This is a genomic window from Nonomuraea guangzhouensis (genome assembly GCF_019396345.1).
In the GTDB taxonomy this organism is placed as follows: domain Bacteria; phylum Actinomycetota; class Actinomycetes; order Streptosporangiales; family Streptosporangiaceae; genus Nonomuraea; species Nonomuraea guangzhouensis.
In genome coordinates this window covers 183659-201099 of the sequence record NZ_JAHKRM010000017.1, presented here as the reverse complement: position 1 = coordinate 201099, position 17441 = coordinate 183659, and the positions used below count along the sequence as shown (strand labels likewise).

The 17441-nt window shown below is 69.4% G+C and carries 13 protein-coding genes; 10 read left to right on the top strand and 3 right to left on the bottom strand.

Going from position 1 to position 17441, the window contains the following annotated elements; genetic code table 11:
* Positions 1-90 precede the first annotated feature (90 nt).
* Positions 91-690 carry a hypothetical protein gene (locus tag KME78_RS33140; protein ID WP_219533341.1) on the top strand — a complete coding sequence of 200 codons (600 nt, stop codon included), beginning with the start codon at positions 91-93 and terminating at the stop codon, positions 688-690.
* Between the two features lie 2 nt (positions 691-692).
* Positions 693-1619 carry a hypothetical protein gene (locus tag KME78_RS33135; protein ID WP_219533340.1) on the top strand — a complete coding sequence of 309 codons (927 nt, stop codon included), beginning with the start codon at positions 693-695 and terminating at the stop codon, positions 1617-1619.
* A 55-nt stretch (positions 1620-1674) separates the two neighbouring features.
* On the opposite strand, the gene KME78_RS33130 is transcribed toward KME78_RS33135, so the two are convergent.
* Positions 1675-3369 carry a glycosyl hydrolase family 28-related protein gene (locus KME78_RS33130; RefSeq protein WP_219533339.1) on the bottom strand — a complete coding sequence of 565 codons (1695 nt, stop codon included), beginning with the start codon at positions 3367-3369 and terminating at the stop codon, positions 1675-1677.
* A gap of 366 nt (positions 3370-3735) precedes the next feature.
* Between KME78_RS33130 and KME78_RS33125 the strand changes: the two genes are divergently transcribed.
* From KME78_RS33125 to KME78_RS33090, 8 genes are all read left to right on the top strand, one after another.
* Positions 3736-7626 (top strand): metallophosphoesterase, encoded by a 3891-nt coding sequence (locus KME78_RS33125; RefSeq protein WP_219533338.1) that lies wholly within the window; start codon positions 3736-3738, stop codon positions 7624-7626.
* Between the two features lie 60 nt (positions 7627-7686).
* On the top strand, positions 7687-8811 hold the full coding sequence (locus KME78_RS33120) for a HupE/UreJ family protein (protein WP_219533337.1): 1125 nt from the start codon (positions 7687-7689) through the stop codon (positions 8809-8811).
* 109 nt (positions 8812-8920) lie between these two features.
* The gene (locus KME78_RS33115; protein WP_219533336.1) at positions 8921-11989 is read left to right on the top strand and encodes an AfsR/SARP family transcriptional regulator; all 3069 of its coding nucleotides are present in this window, start codon (positions 8921-8923) and stop codon (positions 11987-11989) included.
* A 78-nt stretch (positions 11990-12067) separates the two neighbouring features.
* Positions 12068-12346: a hypothetical protein gene (locus tag KME78_RS33110; protein WP_219533335.1), complete on the top strand. Its 279-nt coding sequence runs from the start codon at positions 12068-12070 to the stop codon at positions 12344-12346.
* A gap of 73 nt (positions 12347-12419) precedes the next feature.
* Positions 12420-12881, top strand: coding sequence for a hypothetical protein (locus tag KME78_RS33105; protein ID WP_219533334.1), 462 nt, complete (start codon positions 12420-12422; stop codon positions 12879-12881).
* 61 nt (positions 12882-12942) lie between these two features.
* A complete protein-coding gene (locus KME78_RS33100) occupies positions 12943-14364 on the top strand; it encodes a PI-PLC domain-containing protein (RefSeq protein ID WP_219533333.1) in 1422 nt (473 codons plus the stop codon).
* Between the two features lie 72 nt (positions 14365-14436).
* Complete coding sequence (locus tag KME78_RS33095) at positions 14437-15330, top strand: CHRD domain-containing protein (protein ID WP_219533332.1); 894 nt, start codon at positions 14437-14439, stop codon at positions 15328-15330.
* A gap of 122 nt (positions 15331-15452) precedes the next feature.
* Entirely contained in the window at positions 15453-15677 is a 225-nt protein-coding gene (locus KME78_RS33090; protein ID WP_219533331.1) for a hypothetical protein, read from the top strand.
* 62 nt (positions 15678-15739) lie between these two features.
* Here KME78_RS33090 and KME78_RS33085 read toward each other — a convergent pair whose 3' ends face one another.
* Entirely contained in the window at positions 15740-16138 is a 399-nt protein-coding gene (locus KME78_RS33085) for a hypothetical protein (protein WP_308127228.1), read from the bottom strand.
* Between the two features lie 454 nt (positions 16139-16592).
* Positions 16593-17324 carry a DUF7873 family protein gene (locus tag KME78_RS33080; RefSeq protein WP_219533330.1) on the bottom strand — a complete coding sequence of 244 codons (732 nt, stop codon included), beginning with the start codon at positions 17322-17324 and terminating at the stop codon, positions 16593-16595.
* Positions 17325-17441 lie beyond the last annotated feature (117 nt).

The following is a 17441-nucleotide window of genomic DNA, read 5'->3' as shown; positions in this document are numbered from 1 at the left end:
TCAACCGGAGCTGAGTCGTCGCCTGGCGTATGTCTCCCGTTTGGGTAGATTTCCACCGGCCGCCGCGCGTCGATCCCAAAGTGATCATCCATGCGCAAGTCAGCTCTCGCCTTACTCTTCGCGGTGGTCACGACCGCCTCGGCCGCGGTCACCACCGCCATTCCCGCGACCGCCAACACCTTCGGCTTCTACGCCTGGCACCCCACCTGGTGCTGCCCCAAGACGGACAACCGCGACGTCTACTGGAACGCCTCCACCCTCACCACCAACATGCTGTACGCCGCCGACTACGGCATGGCCAACCTGGACTACCAGACCGATCTGCGCATCGGAGGCTACGACAGCAGCGCCGGCACCCACACCGACGTGGTGATGTTCGACGCCTACTACGTCGACTACTGGGGCAAGGACTGGGACGGCTCCAGCACCGGCAAGAACCTCACCGGCTCCACCAAGTGCGTCAGAGTGCTGGCCCAGATCGGCGGCGAATACACCTGTGACCGGGCCGAGCTCCGCTTCGACCTGGCCGACATGACGAACACGACCGTCCGCAGGAAGACCGCCTGCCACGAGATCGGGCACAGCATCGGGCTGGGCCACACGAACCTCACCTCATGCATGAAGGCCGGCACGTCCACCACCGCCACCTACAGCAGCCACGACCGCTCGCACATCAACGGAGCGTGGTGACCATGCGGAACAAGCTCGTCATCGCGGCCACCCTGGTCGCCGCCGTCATCACGGGGACCGCGGCCGGCGCCGTGGTCAACACCCCCGAGCAGTCGTTCTGGGCGCAGATCCGCTACGGCGCGAGCGCGGGCGACGGCGACTACCTGTTCGACTCGCTGGCCGACGTCACCCCCGGCGCCTCGGACTCGGCCGCCTTCAAGGCCGCCGCCGCCCTCGTCCAGGGCACGATCGTGGACATCGAGCCGGGCATCGCGTTCGCCTCCGACGACTCCGAGGGCTCCTCCGCGATCGTCGCCTACGACAGCGAGGACGCCGCCATCCGGTACGCCAGCCTGGTCGTACGCGTGGACAAGGTCCTGGCCGGGCAGCTCGGCCAGGGCTACGCCGACGGGAAGATCAGACTGCAGGTCGAGCATCCCGCCACCTCGACACTGGCCGAGCTCAAGGACTCCATCGGCACGGCCGGCACAGGGCTCATGTACGTCCACAACCTGGCCGCGCGCCAGCAGCTGCTCGGCCGCCCGGTCACCGACCCGGCGCAACTGACCTACGCCCAGTCGGTGCACGTGCCGATCGGAGAGGGCCTGTTCGTCGAGGAGTCGGCGGGCAGCCCGGTCATCGCCCCGCTCATGGACGGCGAACGGGCCGCGCAGCTCCTGGGCTACACCTACGTACCCGAGGAAGAGGCCGAACCGGCTCCCACGTCCACCTGCGACGACGACCTCTGCCCCCAGCCCACGGGCAAGCCGGACGCGACGGCCACCTCCGTGCCCGCCGGAGAGCCGGAGACCGCGCCCACGACGACCACGGCGCCCACGACGACCGTCGCGCCCACCGCGGGCACGGCGCCGACCCTGTCCGCCCTGCGCACCAGGCTGGTGGCCAGCGCCTGCGCCGAAGGCACGGCGACCGACTCATCGTCGTGCTGACCTCTCTCTCAGCGAGGGCATGAGCCGTCACGAGAACGCGATGCGCGACCGCCGGTCAGTCCGTGCGGTCGCGCTGGGCGGCGTACAGGTCGGTGACGCGGGGCGGTGAGCCCTGCTCGACGAGGAGGCTCTCCAGGTCACCGGTGAAGTCCGGGGTGAGCTCGCTGGCGGTGCCGTCGGTGCCCTGGATGCCGACGGTCACGCTGCGGGGGGCCACGTCGGCGATCGTCAGGGCGTACGCGCTGCCGCCGGTGACCCGGATGTTCCAGTGCGCGATCCGGGCCCCGAACAGCGGGCCGGACGCGGCCGAGCCGCCGACGCGGCCGTTGTTCACCAGGGTGATGTTGGTCCGGGCGTTCTCGTACGGGAGCGCCCGGTGGGTGTCGAAGGTGCCCTCGGCCATCCGGCCGCGCCGCCAGACGTTCCCCGAGGACAGGCCCTCCACGTTGAGGCCGTGGTGGACGGCGCCCGAGGGCACCGGCACGGTGAACGCCTCGATCTCGAAGTCGTCGACGAGGTTGTCGTGCGACTGCATCCGGCAGGCGAAGCTGTGGTGCGCGGACCGGCCGCCCACGACGACTCTGGACAGGGTCGTCGACTTGGCGGAGGTGAAGCCGAAGCCGAGGTCGCAGTTCTCCACGCGGACCTCGCTCGCCCAGCAGTCGTGCACGGCCTGGAAGCAGACCCCGTTCGAGCCGGGATGCTTGTTGTGCGCGGTCATCTCGACCAGTTCGTTGCGGATGGTGAGCTGCTCGACGCCGCTGTCGTGGACGGTCGGTCCGATCGCGCGCAGCCGGGCCGGCCAGCCGGGACGCAGGTCGTACTTGAGCGGCTGGGCCAGGACGACCAGCCGGTCGCCGAGGATCGCCTCGACGCGGACCGGCCACTGGAGAGTGGCGTACTGGACGTACTGGCCGCCGGAGCCGGTGACGAGCTGCGGCGCCCGGCGCGGCCAGTCGTAGGAGGAGGGCCGGGCGCCGGGGATGTCGCCGGCCAGATGCGTCAGCAGGCTCGCGTCCGGCGGGTTGTCGCACTCGAGCACCACCATGTCGCCCGCGCGCAGCCGGCCGGTGCCGGAGACCGGGAGCGTCCGCTGGCCACGGGAGGCGGCGCCGGCCTCCGCGAGGGTGTCGCCCAGCAGCCAGCCCTCGGTACCGGCGAAGTCCTCGGCCTCCGACCTGGCCCGCCGCTCGGCCGCCATGAACCAGACCTGCCCGCCGGTCCACGACCAGCGGCTGTTGCCGTTGGACTGCCGGGCCGGCCGGTAACCGTCGTCCAGCGTCCGGCTGAAACGCAGCACGGTGGCGTCGCGGCCGGCGCCGCGCAGGACGACGTTGGACCAGTGCACGAAGACCGGTGAGGACAGTAGGTAAGTGCCGCGGGGCACCAGCACCACGCCGCCGCCCCGTTCCCCGGCCGCGCGCAGCGCCGCGTTGAACGCCGGGGCGCAGTCCGTCGTCCCGTCCGCGCGGGCGCCGTGGTCGGTCACCCGGGTCACCACGTCCAGGCGCGGCGGGCGGGCGCCCAGACGGTGGCCCGCGCGGGATATGTCGGGTATGAGGGGATGGGATCCGGGCGCCTGCGCCCACTGGTCCAGCAGCGCGGCGGACGCGTCCGAAGGACGGCCCGTCGCCGCACTGGTGGGTTCGGCCCCCGCCACGGCGCCGCTCGCGAGCGCGGGCGCGGCGATGGCCGCCACCGCGCCACCGACGAGCGTTCGGCGGCTCAACTTGGCGAGGTCCTGACGCATGGCGCTCCTCAAAGATGGGATCTTTTGACAGTGATCCCAGAGAAAACCACGCCTGTCAACGGCTCTGGGTCGGCTATACATCGGATGCGTTTCCGAAAAGTTTGCCTCGTCCCTGTCATGCCGTTCTGTAAGGATGTTCGGTCTTGTGACCTATTTGCTCCTATCTCGTAACAGATGAGCAGAATCATTTGATCGTTTGCTTTCTCTTCAGCCTCACCATGCACACCGTTCACCGGTGCGCTCGAAAGTGTTCGCCGCAAGGGCACGTAAGGACAGAAGGGACTGCACCTGATGCGGTCAGCAGCACATAAATCACGGGGTGGTTTAGGGCGTCTCGCCGCGGTCGGCACGGTCGTGGTCCTGCTCATGAGCAGTCTCGTCACGTCCGCGTACGCCGATCCCGACCCGGCGCAGCAAGAGCAGGGACGGCCCACTCCGACGCCCACCAGCTCGCAGAGCCCGGCGACCCCTCCGACACTCACCCCCGTCAGCGGTTCCTACCTTGAGGGCAAGGTGAAGGTCGCGGCGGTCCCGTCCACGGCCGGTGACAGCGTCACGAAACTCGACATCGACGGCACCGCGGTCGACGCCACCCGTACCGTGGGCGTCTCCAAGCTCAGCTTCGACGTCGGCTCCAACTCCACGGAGGCGCAGTACCACAGCTACGTGCTCGTCAACGGCGCGCACCGCAGCGACATCGGCGACTACGTGAACACCCGCGCCACCATGGACATCCCCAACGAGCAGCTGGTCAAGGGCGAGAACACCATCGAGATCGTCGTCGGGACGGTCCAGTCCTCGTGCGGCGTCAACTACGACGACTTCGTGCTGTCCGACGTGGGTCTCGCCCTGCTCGGCGAGGTCGCGGACGGCGAGGACAACCCCTACACCCTCTCCTTCGGCGACGGCAGCTGCGGCACGAACACCTCGCTGCTGAAGCGCGCCACGCTCAAGTTCTTCGTCCAGTCCGACCCGCAGGGCACCACCGGCCTGGCCGCGGAGGTGGACACGACCAAGCTGGCCAACGGCGAGCACGCCATCACCGCCACGACCACGGCCGGCGCGAAGGTCAAGAACACCGTGACCGTGAACAACGCCCCGGCCGGCGCGCCGCGGCTGCTGCCCACCGACGGCACGCTCGTGGCGGGCACCAAATCGGTCTTCGCGACCGTCCCGGCCGGCGCCGGCGACGGGGTCAAGTCCCTCACCGTCGACGGCGCCGAGCCCGTCACGAAGGCCACGCTCGGCAACGGTGCCGCGCAGCTCAGCTTCGACGTGGGCGCGGACTCGATCGACGACAAGTACGACAACTTCCTGCTGGTCAACGGCAAGCGCATCGACCTGGGCGGCACCTGGGTGAGTCGGCGGGTGACCATCGCGGTCCCGGCCCGGTATCTGGTGCCCGGCGACAACGTGATCAAGGTGGTCGCCGGGGACTTCAAGGAGTCCTGTGGCAACGGCCGCGACGACTTCACCATCGCCAACCTCGACCTTGTCCTGGAGGGCGGCACGGTCAGCGGCCAGGACATCAAGCCGTCGTACGAGATGGGCGACGGCACCTGCGGCAGCAGCCAGACCGCGCTGCGCGAGGCCGAGCTGCGCTACAAGATCGACGCCCCGGCGGTGCACGTCATGGAGACGCTCGGCTCGGGCGACGCGACGCTCAGCTTCAACGTGGGCACCAACTCGATCGAGGCGCGCTACCAGAACTACGTGCTGGTCAACGGCCAGAAGGTCGTGCTCGACGGTGACTTCGTCAGCCGCCGCGTCGACTTCACGATCCCGAACGAGTTCCTGGTGCCCGGCTGGAACACGATCGACTTCGTGGCCGGCACCTTCCCGACGTCGTGCGGCAACAACCGCGACGACTTCGCGATCTCGAACGTCGCCCTCACCCCGGCGGCGGGCACGGCGGCCGGACAGATGCTCAAGACCTCGTACGGCATGGGCGACGGCAACTGCGGCGACACCGTGAACCCGCTGACCGAGATCGACCTCGAATTCCTCGTGGCCGCCCCGGCCCGCGGCCTGCGCGCCGACCTCGACACCACCGCCATCAAGGACGGCAAGCACACGCTGTCCGCCACGTCGGCGGCGGGTGAGACCGCCACGCGGCTCCTGGTCACCGACAACTCGGCGCCGAAGGTCGCCAAGAGCGTCCCGGCCGAGAACGAGAAGATCTCCGCCTCGGTCGTGCTGGACGTCAAGCTCGAGGACGCCTCGGGCGTGGTGTCCGGGCCGGACGTCAAGCTCGACGGTCAGCCGATCGAGCTGGGCGCTCAGGTGGGGCCGGGCCTTCGAGCCGGCAAGCACACGCTGGCCGTGACCGGCGCCGACGGGCTCGGCAACGCCGCGACCCGCGAGGTCGTGTTCGAGTCCGCGGGCATCCCGGACGTACCCGCCGAGCTGACCCCGGCGCTGGGGACCGTCGACGTGTCCGACCCCGTCAAGCTCTCGGCGAAGGTCGCCGAGCCCGACGGCGGCAAGGTGACGGCGACGTTCTCGCAGGCCGAGATCCTCACGCCGAACGAGGTGTACCAGGGCACGGCCAAGTCCCTCCCCACGACCCTGCGGATTCCGGGCGAGAAGCGGGTCAAGGCCGACGGGCTCGACCCCGCCGACGGCAAGACGCTCGACGCGCTCGCCGGCCAGGACATCACCTACCAGCGCTACGACGTCCGGGTGGAGGGGCACGTGGAAGCCCCGGTGCTGCGCTGGGAGGGCGCCATCGACCCCGAGCGCCTGGTGTCGCTGCGGGTGTGGAACACCAAGGACAAGGCGTGGGACCTCCTGACGAGCGCCCGCGGCGCCGCTCAGGGCAAGACGGCCCTCACGGCCGTGGTCGACGAGAAGTACATCGACCGGCGGCAGGTGCACGTCCTGGTGACGGGTGAGGACCCGTTCGCCGACGACGTCGATCCCGGTGACCCGAACCGCTTCGACGACCCCGCCTCGTACGACTTCTCGATCGTCCACTACACCGACACCCAGTACATCTCCGAGGGCGCGGTGGAGCAGGAGACGGCCGAGGAGCGCGCGGTGTGGGAGTCCGCCTACTCCGGCGTCGTCGACTGGATCAAGGCGAACAAGGACCAGCGCAAGATCTCGTACGTCGCGCACACCGGCGACATCATCGAGAACAACATCCGCAAGCCCGCCGACGAGGCCACGCAGAAGCAGATCACCGGCGAGTTCGAGGTGTCGTCGAAGCAGCAGCGCGTGCTGGACGAGGCCGACATCCCCAACGGCGTGATCGCCGGCAACCACGACAACCAGTCGGGCACCGAGGAAGGGCCGGCGGCGATCTACAACAAGTACTACGGCCCCAGCCGCTACCAGGACGCCTCACAGGGCTGGCAGCACGCCAAGTACGGCGGCCCGTGGAAGGAAGGCGACAACCAGAACCACTACGACCTGTTCTCGGCCGGCGGGCTGGACTTCGTCGTGGTCGGTCTGTCGTTCGGCGTGACGAGGGAGGAGGCCGAATGGGCCGACTCCATCTTCAAGAAGTTCCCCGACCGCAACGGCATCCTGCTCTCGCACGACTACCTCGTGCCGAGCACCAACCCCGACGGGCGCGGCGCCGGCTTCTCCGCACCCGACGGCTCGATGCTGTACAAGACGGTGGTCGAGAAGAACCCGAACGTCTTCCTCATCCTCGCCGGTCACGAGCACGGCGTGGGCACCAACGTGAAGCCGAAGGTGGGCCAGGTCGGCAACGGCGTCGTCGAGCTGCTGGCGGACTACCAGTTCTACACGGTGTCGGCCGACCGGCTCGGGCTCACCGAGATCGGCGGGTACAAGCCGGACGACCAGCTCCAGTTCGGTGCGAGCTTCTTCCGGCTGCTGCAGTTCAACGTCAAGCGGGCGGAGCTGAGCATCGACGCCTACTCGCCGCTGCTCAACGACTTCGGCGCCACCGAGTTCGATCCGCTGCGCCGCTACAACGGCCGCGAGGACAACATGGTGCTGCCGGTCGATCTCACCTCCCGTACGACCAGCTTCCAGACCGACTCCCTGGCGCTCTACAAGCCCAGCCGGATCATCGGCAAGAGCACGGTCACCTCGGGCCAGGTCGCCTCGGTCACCTGGAACCGCCTCAAGGACGACACGGCCTACGCCTGGTTCGTCGTGGCGCGTTCCGCCGGCGGCGGTGTGACCGCCTCCGAGCCGAGCGTCTTCGTCACGAAGGACGAGCACGGCCGCCCCGGCAAGTGGGACGCCGACTCGCCCATGTACCACTGGTTCAACCGCTGATCCCGCGCCGTCCCGGACCCACGGTCCGGGGCGGCGTCCACCCCGATCGGGAGACTAGACATGCGCTGGCTGGCCGCGGTGCTGCTCGCCGCCATCCTCGGCGGCGTGCTGACAGACCTGGTGCTGCCCGCTCCGGCGGCGGCGCATGACGTCACCACCACCGCCCAGGCCGAGGTGACCGGCACGGGCGCGAACGTCAAGGTCGTCCTCGACCTCGAGTACGACCTGCTGATGAAGTCGGCCTGGCTCTACGCCGAGGCCTACGACGCCAAGGAACGGACCGAGCAGCTCCGCCAGCTCAAGATCAACCGTGCCGCCGTGACCGAATACGTCACGCGCCGCTTCGACGTGGCGTACGGCGACAAGCAGTGCGCGCCCACGCCGGTGGGCGACGCGGACGTGCGCCTGCGCGACAAGGTGGCCTTCGCCGTGGTCACCCTCACCTACGCCTGCCAGGGCGAGAGCGGGGCAGTCCACGCGATCTCCAGCGCGCTGTTCCCCGACTCGGAGTCCTTCGTCCACAGCACGAAGACCATCGTCCGGTACGACCTCGACAAGGAGAAGGGCTCCGCCGTCCTGGACGCCACGGCCCCCACGGTGCGGGTCGGCGAGCACAAGGCGTCCAGCCAGATCGGCGAGTTCTTCCTGCTCGGCGCCGAGCACCTGCTGTTCGGCCTCGACCACGTCCTGTTCCTGCTCGCCCTGCTCATCGGCGCGCGCCGCCTGCGCGACGTCATCGTCACCGCCTCCGCCTTCACCGCCGCCCACAGCATCACGTTCCTCCTGGCGGCGATGGGCATCGTGGACGTGCCCAGCGCGATCGTCGAGCCGATCATCGCGGGCTCGATCATCGTCGTGGGGATCGCCAACCTGCTCGGCCGCGCGGAAGACCGGCTGGGCAAGTGGCGGCTGCCCATCGTCTTCGCCTTCGGCCTGGTGCACGGGCTCGGCTTCGCCGGCGCGCTCGACATCGACCAGAGTGGGTCATGGGAACTGCTCCTGTCGCTGCTGAGCTTCAACCTCGGCATCGAGGCCGCCCAACTGGCGATCATCGCCGTGCTCTTCCCGCTGCTGGTGCTGCTGCGCCGCACCTCCGCCGCCCGCTGGGCGCTGGCCGCGATATCGGTCCCCATCGTGGCGGTCAGCCTGTACTGGTTCGTCGAGCGGATCCCCCTGCCACTCTGACGGATGGGCCGCTCGGAGAACTCCGAAACGCTCGACTGGGGGCCTCACCTGATCAACAATTACCCCAAGAGCCATCGATCGACCCACCGATCACAGGAGGGAGCGCGATGTGGCGGCGGTGTTCTTCGGCATCTTGGGGCCGGTGTGCGTTCGCCTGGACGGTCGGCAATCCATCGAGCTGAGCGGCAAGCAGAGCGTGGTCCTGGCCAGCCTGCTGCTCAACGTCAACACCACGGTGTCCAGGGACCGGCTGATCGCCGCGCTGTGGGAGAACGCCCCTCACTCCGCGGTCTCCAACCTCCAGACGTACGTCGCCCAGCTGAGAAAGGCGTTGCCGCCGGGCACCCGCCTGCTCACCAGAGGATCTGGCTACCTGCTGCAGGCCGGCGCGGACGAGGTCGATCTGCTCATCTTCGACCAGGAGGTGCGACTGGCCCGGCTGGAGGCCGAGCGGGGCGAGGCCGGGGCCGCGGCCGAACGGTTCGAGCGGGCGCTGGCGCTGTGGCGCGGCCAGCCCGCCGAGGGCACTCCCTTGGGGGGCGACCTGCTCGCCCGCGTCGCCGAGGTGGAGGAGCGCCGCACGGAGACGCTGCTCGACTACGCGGAGGTGAAACTCGTCCTCGGCGCCCACAAAGAGATCATCGACGATCTCCGCCGCCTGCTGGCCGATCAGCCCTTACGGGAGCGGGCCTGGTATCTGCTCATGCTGGCGCACGCGCGCGCGGGGCAGCGGGACAAGGCGCTCGGCACCTACCGGCGCGCCCGCGACGTGCTCGTGGAGGAGCTCGGCGTCGAACCGAGCAAGGACCTGCAGGACCTGCAGTCCATGATCCTTGGCGACGGCCTGCCGCCCGTCGCGCCCGAACCACGGGCGAGGGGCATCTGCCAGCTGCCTCCGGACATCGCCGACTTCGTGGGCAGGCAGGGAGAGCTGGCCGCGGCGCTCGAAGCGCTCGGCCCGGCCCGTCAACGGGCGACGACCTCCGAGCCGGCGGGGGCGGAGTCCGCGTGGATCCCGCCGACGCTGACGGTGCCCCTCTGCGTCATCTCGGGCCAAGGGGGCGTGGGTAAGACCGCCCTGGCCGTCCACATCGCCCACCACGCCCGGCACGACTTTCCCGACGGGCAGTTGTACATCAACCTGCGCGGCGGGGAGAACCGCCCCACGGATCCGGAGGAGGCGCTGGGCCGGTTCCTGCGCGCGCTCGAGGTCGACAGCGCCACCGTCCCGACAGGACTGGACCAGCGGGCGGAGCTGTACCGCGCCAAGCTGGCCAACGGGCGTTACCTGGTGGTGCTGGACGACGCGGCGGACGAGGGGCAGCTCTACCCGCTGCTGCCGGGCACGCCGGGGTGCGCGGTCCTCATCACCAGCAGGCACCGGCTGACGGGGCTGCCCGCGGCGCGCCTGATCGATCTGCCGATGATGCCCTCCGGCGAGGCGCTCGAACTCCTGCGGCACCTCATCGGCGCCGACCGGGCCGCCGAGGCGTCCGGCGACGCCGACACGCTCGTCCAGTTGTGCGGTGGCCTGCCCCTCGCCGTACGCATCGCCGGAGCCAAGCTCGCCGCCCGCCCGCACTGGGGCCTGGACCAGCTGGTCACCAGGCTGAGCGACACCCGCAGCCGCCTGCGCCAGCTCTCCCACGGCTCCCAGGCGGTGCGGGCCAGCCTCGCCGTGGGCTACCAGGGCCTGACCCCTCCGGCACGGAGGCTGTTCCGCCTGCTCGGACTGCTGGAAGCGCAGGACTTCGCCGCCTGGACGGCCGCCGCCCTGCTCGACATGCCGCACGCCGAGGCCGAGGATCTGATCGAGCAACTGGTCGACGTCCGCCTCCTCGACGTCGCGGGTCACGACCCGTCCGGGCAGGCACGGTTCCGCTTCCACGACCTGACGCGCGCGTACGCGCGAGAATGCGCCGAGACCGAGGAGTCCGAGAACGAACGCATCGCCGCGCTGCGACGTGCCTTGACCGCCTGGCTCGCCCTGACCCGCCAGGCACACGTCCGGCTGTGCGGCGGCCACTACCGCCTGCCGTACGGCCGCAGCCCGCTCTGGTCACCTGACCCGGAGATCGTCGAACGCCACGTACGCGACCCGCTCGCCTGGGTCGAAGCCGAGCGGGCCGGCATCGTCACCGCGGTCGGCCAGAGCGCGGCACTGGGCGCGGACGAACTCTGCTGGGAACTCGCCTCCAGTGCCATGCACCTCTTCGAGACCCGCAGCTTCTACGACGAATGGCGCGCGACGCACGAGACGGCCCTGCTCTGCACCCGGACCTCGGGCAACCTGCGAGGGCAGGCGACCGTACTCAACGGCCTGGCGGGACTGTATCTCGCCCGCGACGACATGCAGCGCTGCGGCGAGGTGCTGGAGGAGGCCCTCGCGCTGTTCGAGAAGGCCGAGGACCGGCACGGACACGCCCTGGTCCTGGTCAACCTGGCCGAGCTCCATCGCCTCCAAGGCCGCTACGCCCAGGCCCTGGAGATGTACGAGCAGGCGACGGAAGGCGTGGCGCGGGCCGGCGACCACGGCACGGAGATCGCCATCATGCGGGGCGTCGGCCACATCCACTTCAACCAGGGGCGCTACGACCTCGCCGGCCCGTACCTCCGGCGGGCGGTGCGGCTGGCCGACGACACCGGCGACGTCCGTTCACGGGAGTTCGCCCGGATCATTCTCGGCGAGATCGAGCTCGCGCGCGGCGATTCCGCCGCCGCGGCGGCCGGGTTCAGCCAGGCGATGGCCTATTTCGACACGCTCGGCTTCCCCAGGGGGACCGCGTACGCGACCCTGGGGCTGGCCTCGGCCAGACTCGCCCAGCACGACCTCGACGACGCGGAACGTCTCCTGCAGCGGGCCCTGGCCATCTACGACAACGTGGGAGAGAGCCTGGGCCGGGCCCGCGTCCTGTTCGCCTGGGCCGAGCTCCGGCGCCTGCAGAGCCGATTCGACGAGGCCGTCGCGACGTTGACGGAGGTCATAGCGATCTGCCAGGCCATCCCCGCCCCACGCCGCCACGGCCTCGCCCTGCGCGCCCTCGGTGACGTGTACCGCGAGGCCGGAGACCTGCCCGCGGCCGTGGACGCCTGGCAGCGCTCGCTCACGCTCTTGGAGGCCACCTCCTCGGCGGAGGCCAGGCAGGTGGCCGCCTTGATCAAGCAGCACCTGGTTTGACCCGGATGTGGGAAACCCACCGGCAGCGGTGACAAACGGCATCTATGGGACGCCAGCCCCGGCCCATAGCGTCGAGACATGTCCATCAAACGCCTCATTTACGCCCTCGCCGCAGCGCTGCTGGCGGCGCCCTTACTCGCGACTCCCGCGCACGCGGACGGCGCGCACGACTGCTTCTTCGGTGACAGGAGCCAGGACGGAGCGGAGTACGCCCTGACCGCCTGGGGTTGCAGCGGCTCGGGCTACTTCGACGTGACGGTCACCATCCGCTCGGGCGCCGCGGCGGGCGGATACACGTGCCGCACGGCCCTTCCATGGAACAGCAGCCTGTCGGCCACCGGCTGCCAATCTTCGTAACCCTCCAAGGCCCTCGCGGACGTAGGGTGCAGATCAGCAACCAGCCGTCGTCCTTCGCGAGATGGAAGCCCGCATGACCGTCACTCCCGCGCACCTGAGCGCCCTCGCCAGCCGCGCCGAGGCGCTCGCCGACGAGGTCCGGGCACTGTGCGACAGCGCCCAGATCGGATCGCCCGAACGCGACCCCCTCGTGGCGGCCGGGCAGGCCGCGAACTTGCTGGCCCGAGGCGCCGAGGACCTGGAGAACGCGGCCGCGGACCTGGCCAGGCTCCAGGCCCAGCCGTGCGGCCTGCCGTGGGGCATCTGCCCCGAGCACGGCAACACCCTCTCCTCCACCGCCGGCGTCTCCACGTGCCGGGTGTGCCGGCGCACCTGGAACCACGACCGGCGCGGCCGGCCGTGCGAGGAGCCGGTGACGTGGAAGGTGATCGATCGGGCCGGGACGGAGACGAGGATGTGCGACGGGCACGTCCTCGGTGCCCGCGCGGCCGCCGCGGGCGCGACCTTCCTCCGCCTCGACGAAGGCGGCGCGTAGCCGCGGACCGAATGTAGGTGTTCTTGTTGTCGGAGATCATCCCCGGTGTGAAGATCAGAGAATGCCCCGACCAAGAGCCGTTCTCTCCTTACTCGCCGCCGCCGCCTCCGCGCTGCTGATCAGCGGAAACGCCGAGGCGGCGGCGGATCCGCCGTTACCCTCGGCGATCTTCCGCGCCACGCACAACAGCTACTCGGGCAACGTCGACGGCGCCAAGAACTCGATCACCTACCAGCTCGACCACGGCATCCGCTTCATCGAACTCGACATACACGACAACGGTTACGCCACCTCGCGCGACTACGCCATCGGCCATGACTCGCCCGGCAACCAGGTCGACCACACCGGAAACCCCGCGTCGAACCTCCTGCGCGACTGGCTCAGCGTGATCAACACCTGGTCCGCGCAGCACCCTGCCGCCGCCCCGATCGTCGTCGCGCTCGACGTCAAAGACAACCTGACCGACAACCCCAACTACGCCGCGGGCGAGCCGGCCGCGCTCAACCAGGAGCTCATCTCCGTCTTCGGCTCGCGGCTGCTGCAGGCCAAGGACTACCCGGCCAGCCCGCCCACGGTGGACACGCTGCGCGGCCGGGTGCTCGCCGTGATCTCCGGCAACGGCGAGACCCGCACCCAGTACAAGCGCGACGTCGGCAACAACCCGGCCGTCGCGATCAACGGCCGCGGCCAGGTCGTGGAGGTGCACGACTCGGGCGCCGGCGCGCTCTGGTACTGGACCGGCACGTACGGCGCCGACGGCCGCGTGACGTGGTTACGCCACGGCAAGTACGACAGCGGCGTCACACCGGCCGTCACGCTGAACGACAACGGCGACCTGGTCGAGGTCCACCAGTCCCAGGGCGCGACCACGCTGTGGTACCGCGTCGGCCACCTCGGCGCCGACGGCGAGATCACCTGGTCGGCCAGCCACCAGTACGACAACGGCGTCCTGCCGACGGTCAGGTTCACCGACGCGGCGGGCACCCAGGTGCGCGAGATACACCGCAGCCAGAGCAACACCCAGAACTGGAACTGGAACGGCGTGCTCAACGCCGGTGCGGGGACGGTCGCATGGAGCGGCAACGCCAAGACCTCCGACGCCCGCTACGACAAGACCACCTCGACCAGCGGCACGTCGCGCGTGCGCGTGTGGACCGGCGCCGACGGCCCGACCTCGGCCCAGACCCTGCGGGTGGACACCGACCGGGTCACCGGCGACCGCATCCGCTACCAGCAGGTCGCCTTCGACGAGTTCCAGCAGGGCGACAGCGCGGAGCTCCAGCAGGGCGCGCTGTTCTACGCGGCGCCCGCCGGCGAGTCCTCGTTCATCACCGCGGCCCGGCAGGCGGGACGGGTGGTCCGCGGCTGGGACTTCGACTCGGCGAGCGACGCCACCAGCCCGTCGGCCAACTATCCGGCCACCAACCGCCCCTACGAGACCTGGTATCAGAACCTCCTCACCCAGTCCGGCGCCATCGAATGATCAAGGTGGTTTGAACCTCGCAAGGAAGGCAGCCGTACCAGGCCAGAGAGAACTGAAAGGGTAATCATGAACATGCGCCCCCTCGTTATCCCTGGCCTGTCCGCCGCCCTCACCCTGGTCGCCACCTCGCTCAGCCCCATCGCCGCGCAGGCCATCACCCCTATCTACCTGGCCGCGTCGCTCAAGGGCGCGAACGAGGTGCCTGCCGCGGGGATGAAGGTCGGTGACGCGGACGGCAACGCCCTCGCGGTGTTCCGGATCCACGGCAACCGGGTCGACTACGCCGTCCGGTGGCAGAAGGTGGACGCGCCCAGCGGGTTCCACATCCACAAGGGCAAGCAGGGCGAGAACGGCGACGTCAGGGTCCCGTTCTTCGGTGAGGCGATGCCCACCTCGCTCCACGCGGTCAAGGGCACGGTCCTGGTCAAGGACCTCAACCTGCTCGGCCGCATCGTCAACAACCCTGGCAACTGGTACGCCAACCTGCACAACGCCGAGTTCGGCGGCGGCGCGGTCCGGGCCCAGCTGTACCGGATCCGCCCGGTGGAGCTGGAGTCGGTGCTGTCGCACGGTTTCGGCACCACGCTCACCGCGCGGGCCAACGGGCGGCAGGAGGTGCCGGCGCCCGGCATGAAGGTCGGTGACCACAACGGGTCCGCCGGCTGGCTGGTGCAGCCGGAGGGCAACCGGGTGTGGTTCGCCTCCTCATGGCAGGGGATCGAGCCGCCGATCGGCTCGCACATCCACCGCGCCCCGAAGGGCAAGAACGGGCCGGTGGTCGTGCCCTTCTTCGCCGCCGAAAAGGGCCTGCCGGCCAGCGTCAACGGCGTCGCCGGCAACGTGACCACCTCCACCGCGGTGGCCAAGCGCATCTGGAACAACCCGAAGAACTGGTACGTGAACCTGCACACCGCCAAGTTCCCCGGTGGCGCGATCCGCGGTCAGCTGTACAAGGGCGACTGGTAGGCAAAGCCAGCCTCATGACCCGGAAAGGGAGCCGGGTCGTTCCGGGGCGGATCCCGACAAGGCTGAAAACCTCCCGGTGGGGGCTAGCGACCCGCTATCCGATCACCACACGGAGGTGCGCCATGACGATTACCGCCAATCTCGACAAGCTGCTCGACAAGGCATTCGAGGAGTACGCCCTGGACAAGCTTCCTACCGCCCCGGTGAGCGCGCTCGCCGGCGTGAGCGACGCTGACGCCGAGTCGCTGGCCAAGGCGTTCAACATCAAGACCATCGGCGATCTCGGCCGCAACAAGTACTTCCGCGCCGCGGTGGCCATCGTCAACCTGGTCGAGGTCAGCAAATAGCGCGCTTCGCGAAGACGCCCCGTCCACCTTCGAAGGTGGACGGGGCGTCTCTCGTGTCGCCGTCAGGTCGAGGGCACGTCGATCCTCTTGCTGGAGGTCGCCCCGATGACTTCGATGCCCTGGTAGCCGATGATGCCGTCGAGCGGCAGCGACGCCGTGTAGGGCGTGGTGACCGGCAAACCGATGCCGGGCAGTCTGCCGGTCACTTCGATGCCCCAGTAGTCCGGCCGGTGGACGTAACGCAGCGGCACCAGCTCGACCCGCATGTTCAGATAGGGCTTCTCGCCACTGACGACCAGGATGAACGTGTTGGGGATGATCCCAGGGATGACCCGCGCCTCCTGGAAATCGATGAGACGGGTCTGCGGCTTGGTGAGCTCGGCGGTGGCGGGGGTGGTCAGGCAGAGGGCGAGCGCGACTCCCATGGTGGCGGTGGTGAGAGTGGCGATGAGACGCTTCACGGAACCTCCTACTACTCTACGCTACTTTTACGCTACGCATAGTAATCGGAGGAGGTAGGGGGCGCCAGCACCCGAGAAAGGCAGCGGCCCCCCGGACTACCCAAGCCGGGGGGCCTGTGTTGTGCCGCCATGTATGGCGCCAGCGGCGTTTAAGAGGGCGGATCAGTCCTGACGACGTGCGCTCTGCCATTGAGCAACCGCCGCACGAAGAGCGGCGGGCCGGATTCGAACCGGCATCTCAACAATCACAGTCCATCCTCGGTCGATCCGGCGCCGACGGCGATGCTGAGCCTGGAGCGAGAATCTGAGTCTGATCGGCTGCCTCTGCCACCTGGGCTACCGCGGCTCGTACCGCGGGGAGGATTCGAACCTCCGCTTGGGCCGTTCGTCAGTTTCAACCTGAGCTTCAGCTTCGCGCTTACGCGCACCCCGCGCTCAACGGGGAGTCTCTAGGTTAGGCGAACAGATAGCGGAACACCGCGTCGCCGACCTCCTGGTCCTCGACGGTGGCCGCGTTGGCCTCCTCGCGGGCATACTTCACCGCGTCCTGCAGCTTCTGCACGCGGGCCAGCAGCTCGTTCACGCGGCGGGCCGGCAGCGCGCCGGAGAAGGTGGTCTTCGTCCAGTAGCCGACCACGATGTCCTCGGTGAACACCTGGACCTGCGCCGGATGCTTGTCCGTCGCCTCGGCCAGGACATGGTTGCGCGGCACCTTCTTGGTGCGGGTGGTCTTGACCGGCTCGGTGCGCCACGTCTCGGCGTTGTCGTCGAACGTCCACGTCTCGGCCGAGTCGAGTGTCGGCAGCTTCGACACGAACGTGTGCAGGTCGACGAGCTGCTTCTCCAGGAACAGCAGGTACGTGACCGGCACCCCCGGGATGAGCGTCCGGCCGTCGACGACCACGTCGGCCTTGGCGACCGCGTTCGTCCAGTCCTTCGTCGCGGTCACGTCGAACAGCCTGGTCAGCGCCGCGGCCACGTCGGCGATGACCTGCTCGGTCTTCACCTGCACGCGCGTCGACTCCGGCGGCAGCTGCTCGCCCTCGTCGTCGATCGGCTGGTAGGTACGCGAGAGACCGGACAGGAGCGGCGCCTTCTGGACGGTGTGGTAGGCGTCGGACACCGCGCGCTGCGTGCTGGCCTTGACGCCTTTCTCGACCGCGAGGATCTGGTTGAGCTTGGTCACGGTCATGACCATAGGTGGTGGCGTGCCGCGTTACACCTGATTTTCACCGCCACCTGGGATTGCCGACACCGGAAACCGAGAATTTCGCCCACGAGATAGCCGTTCGGATGAGGGCGG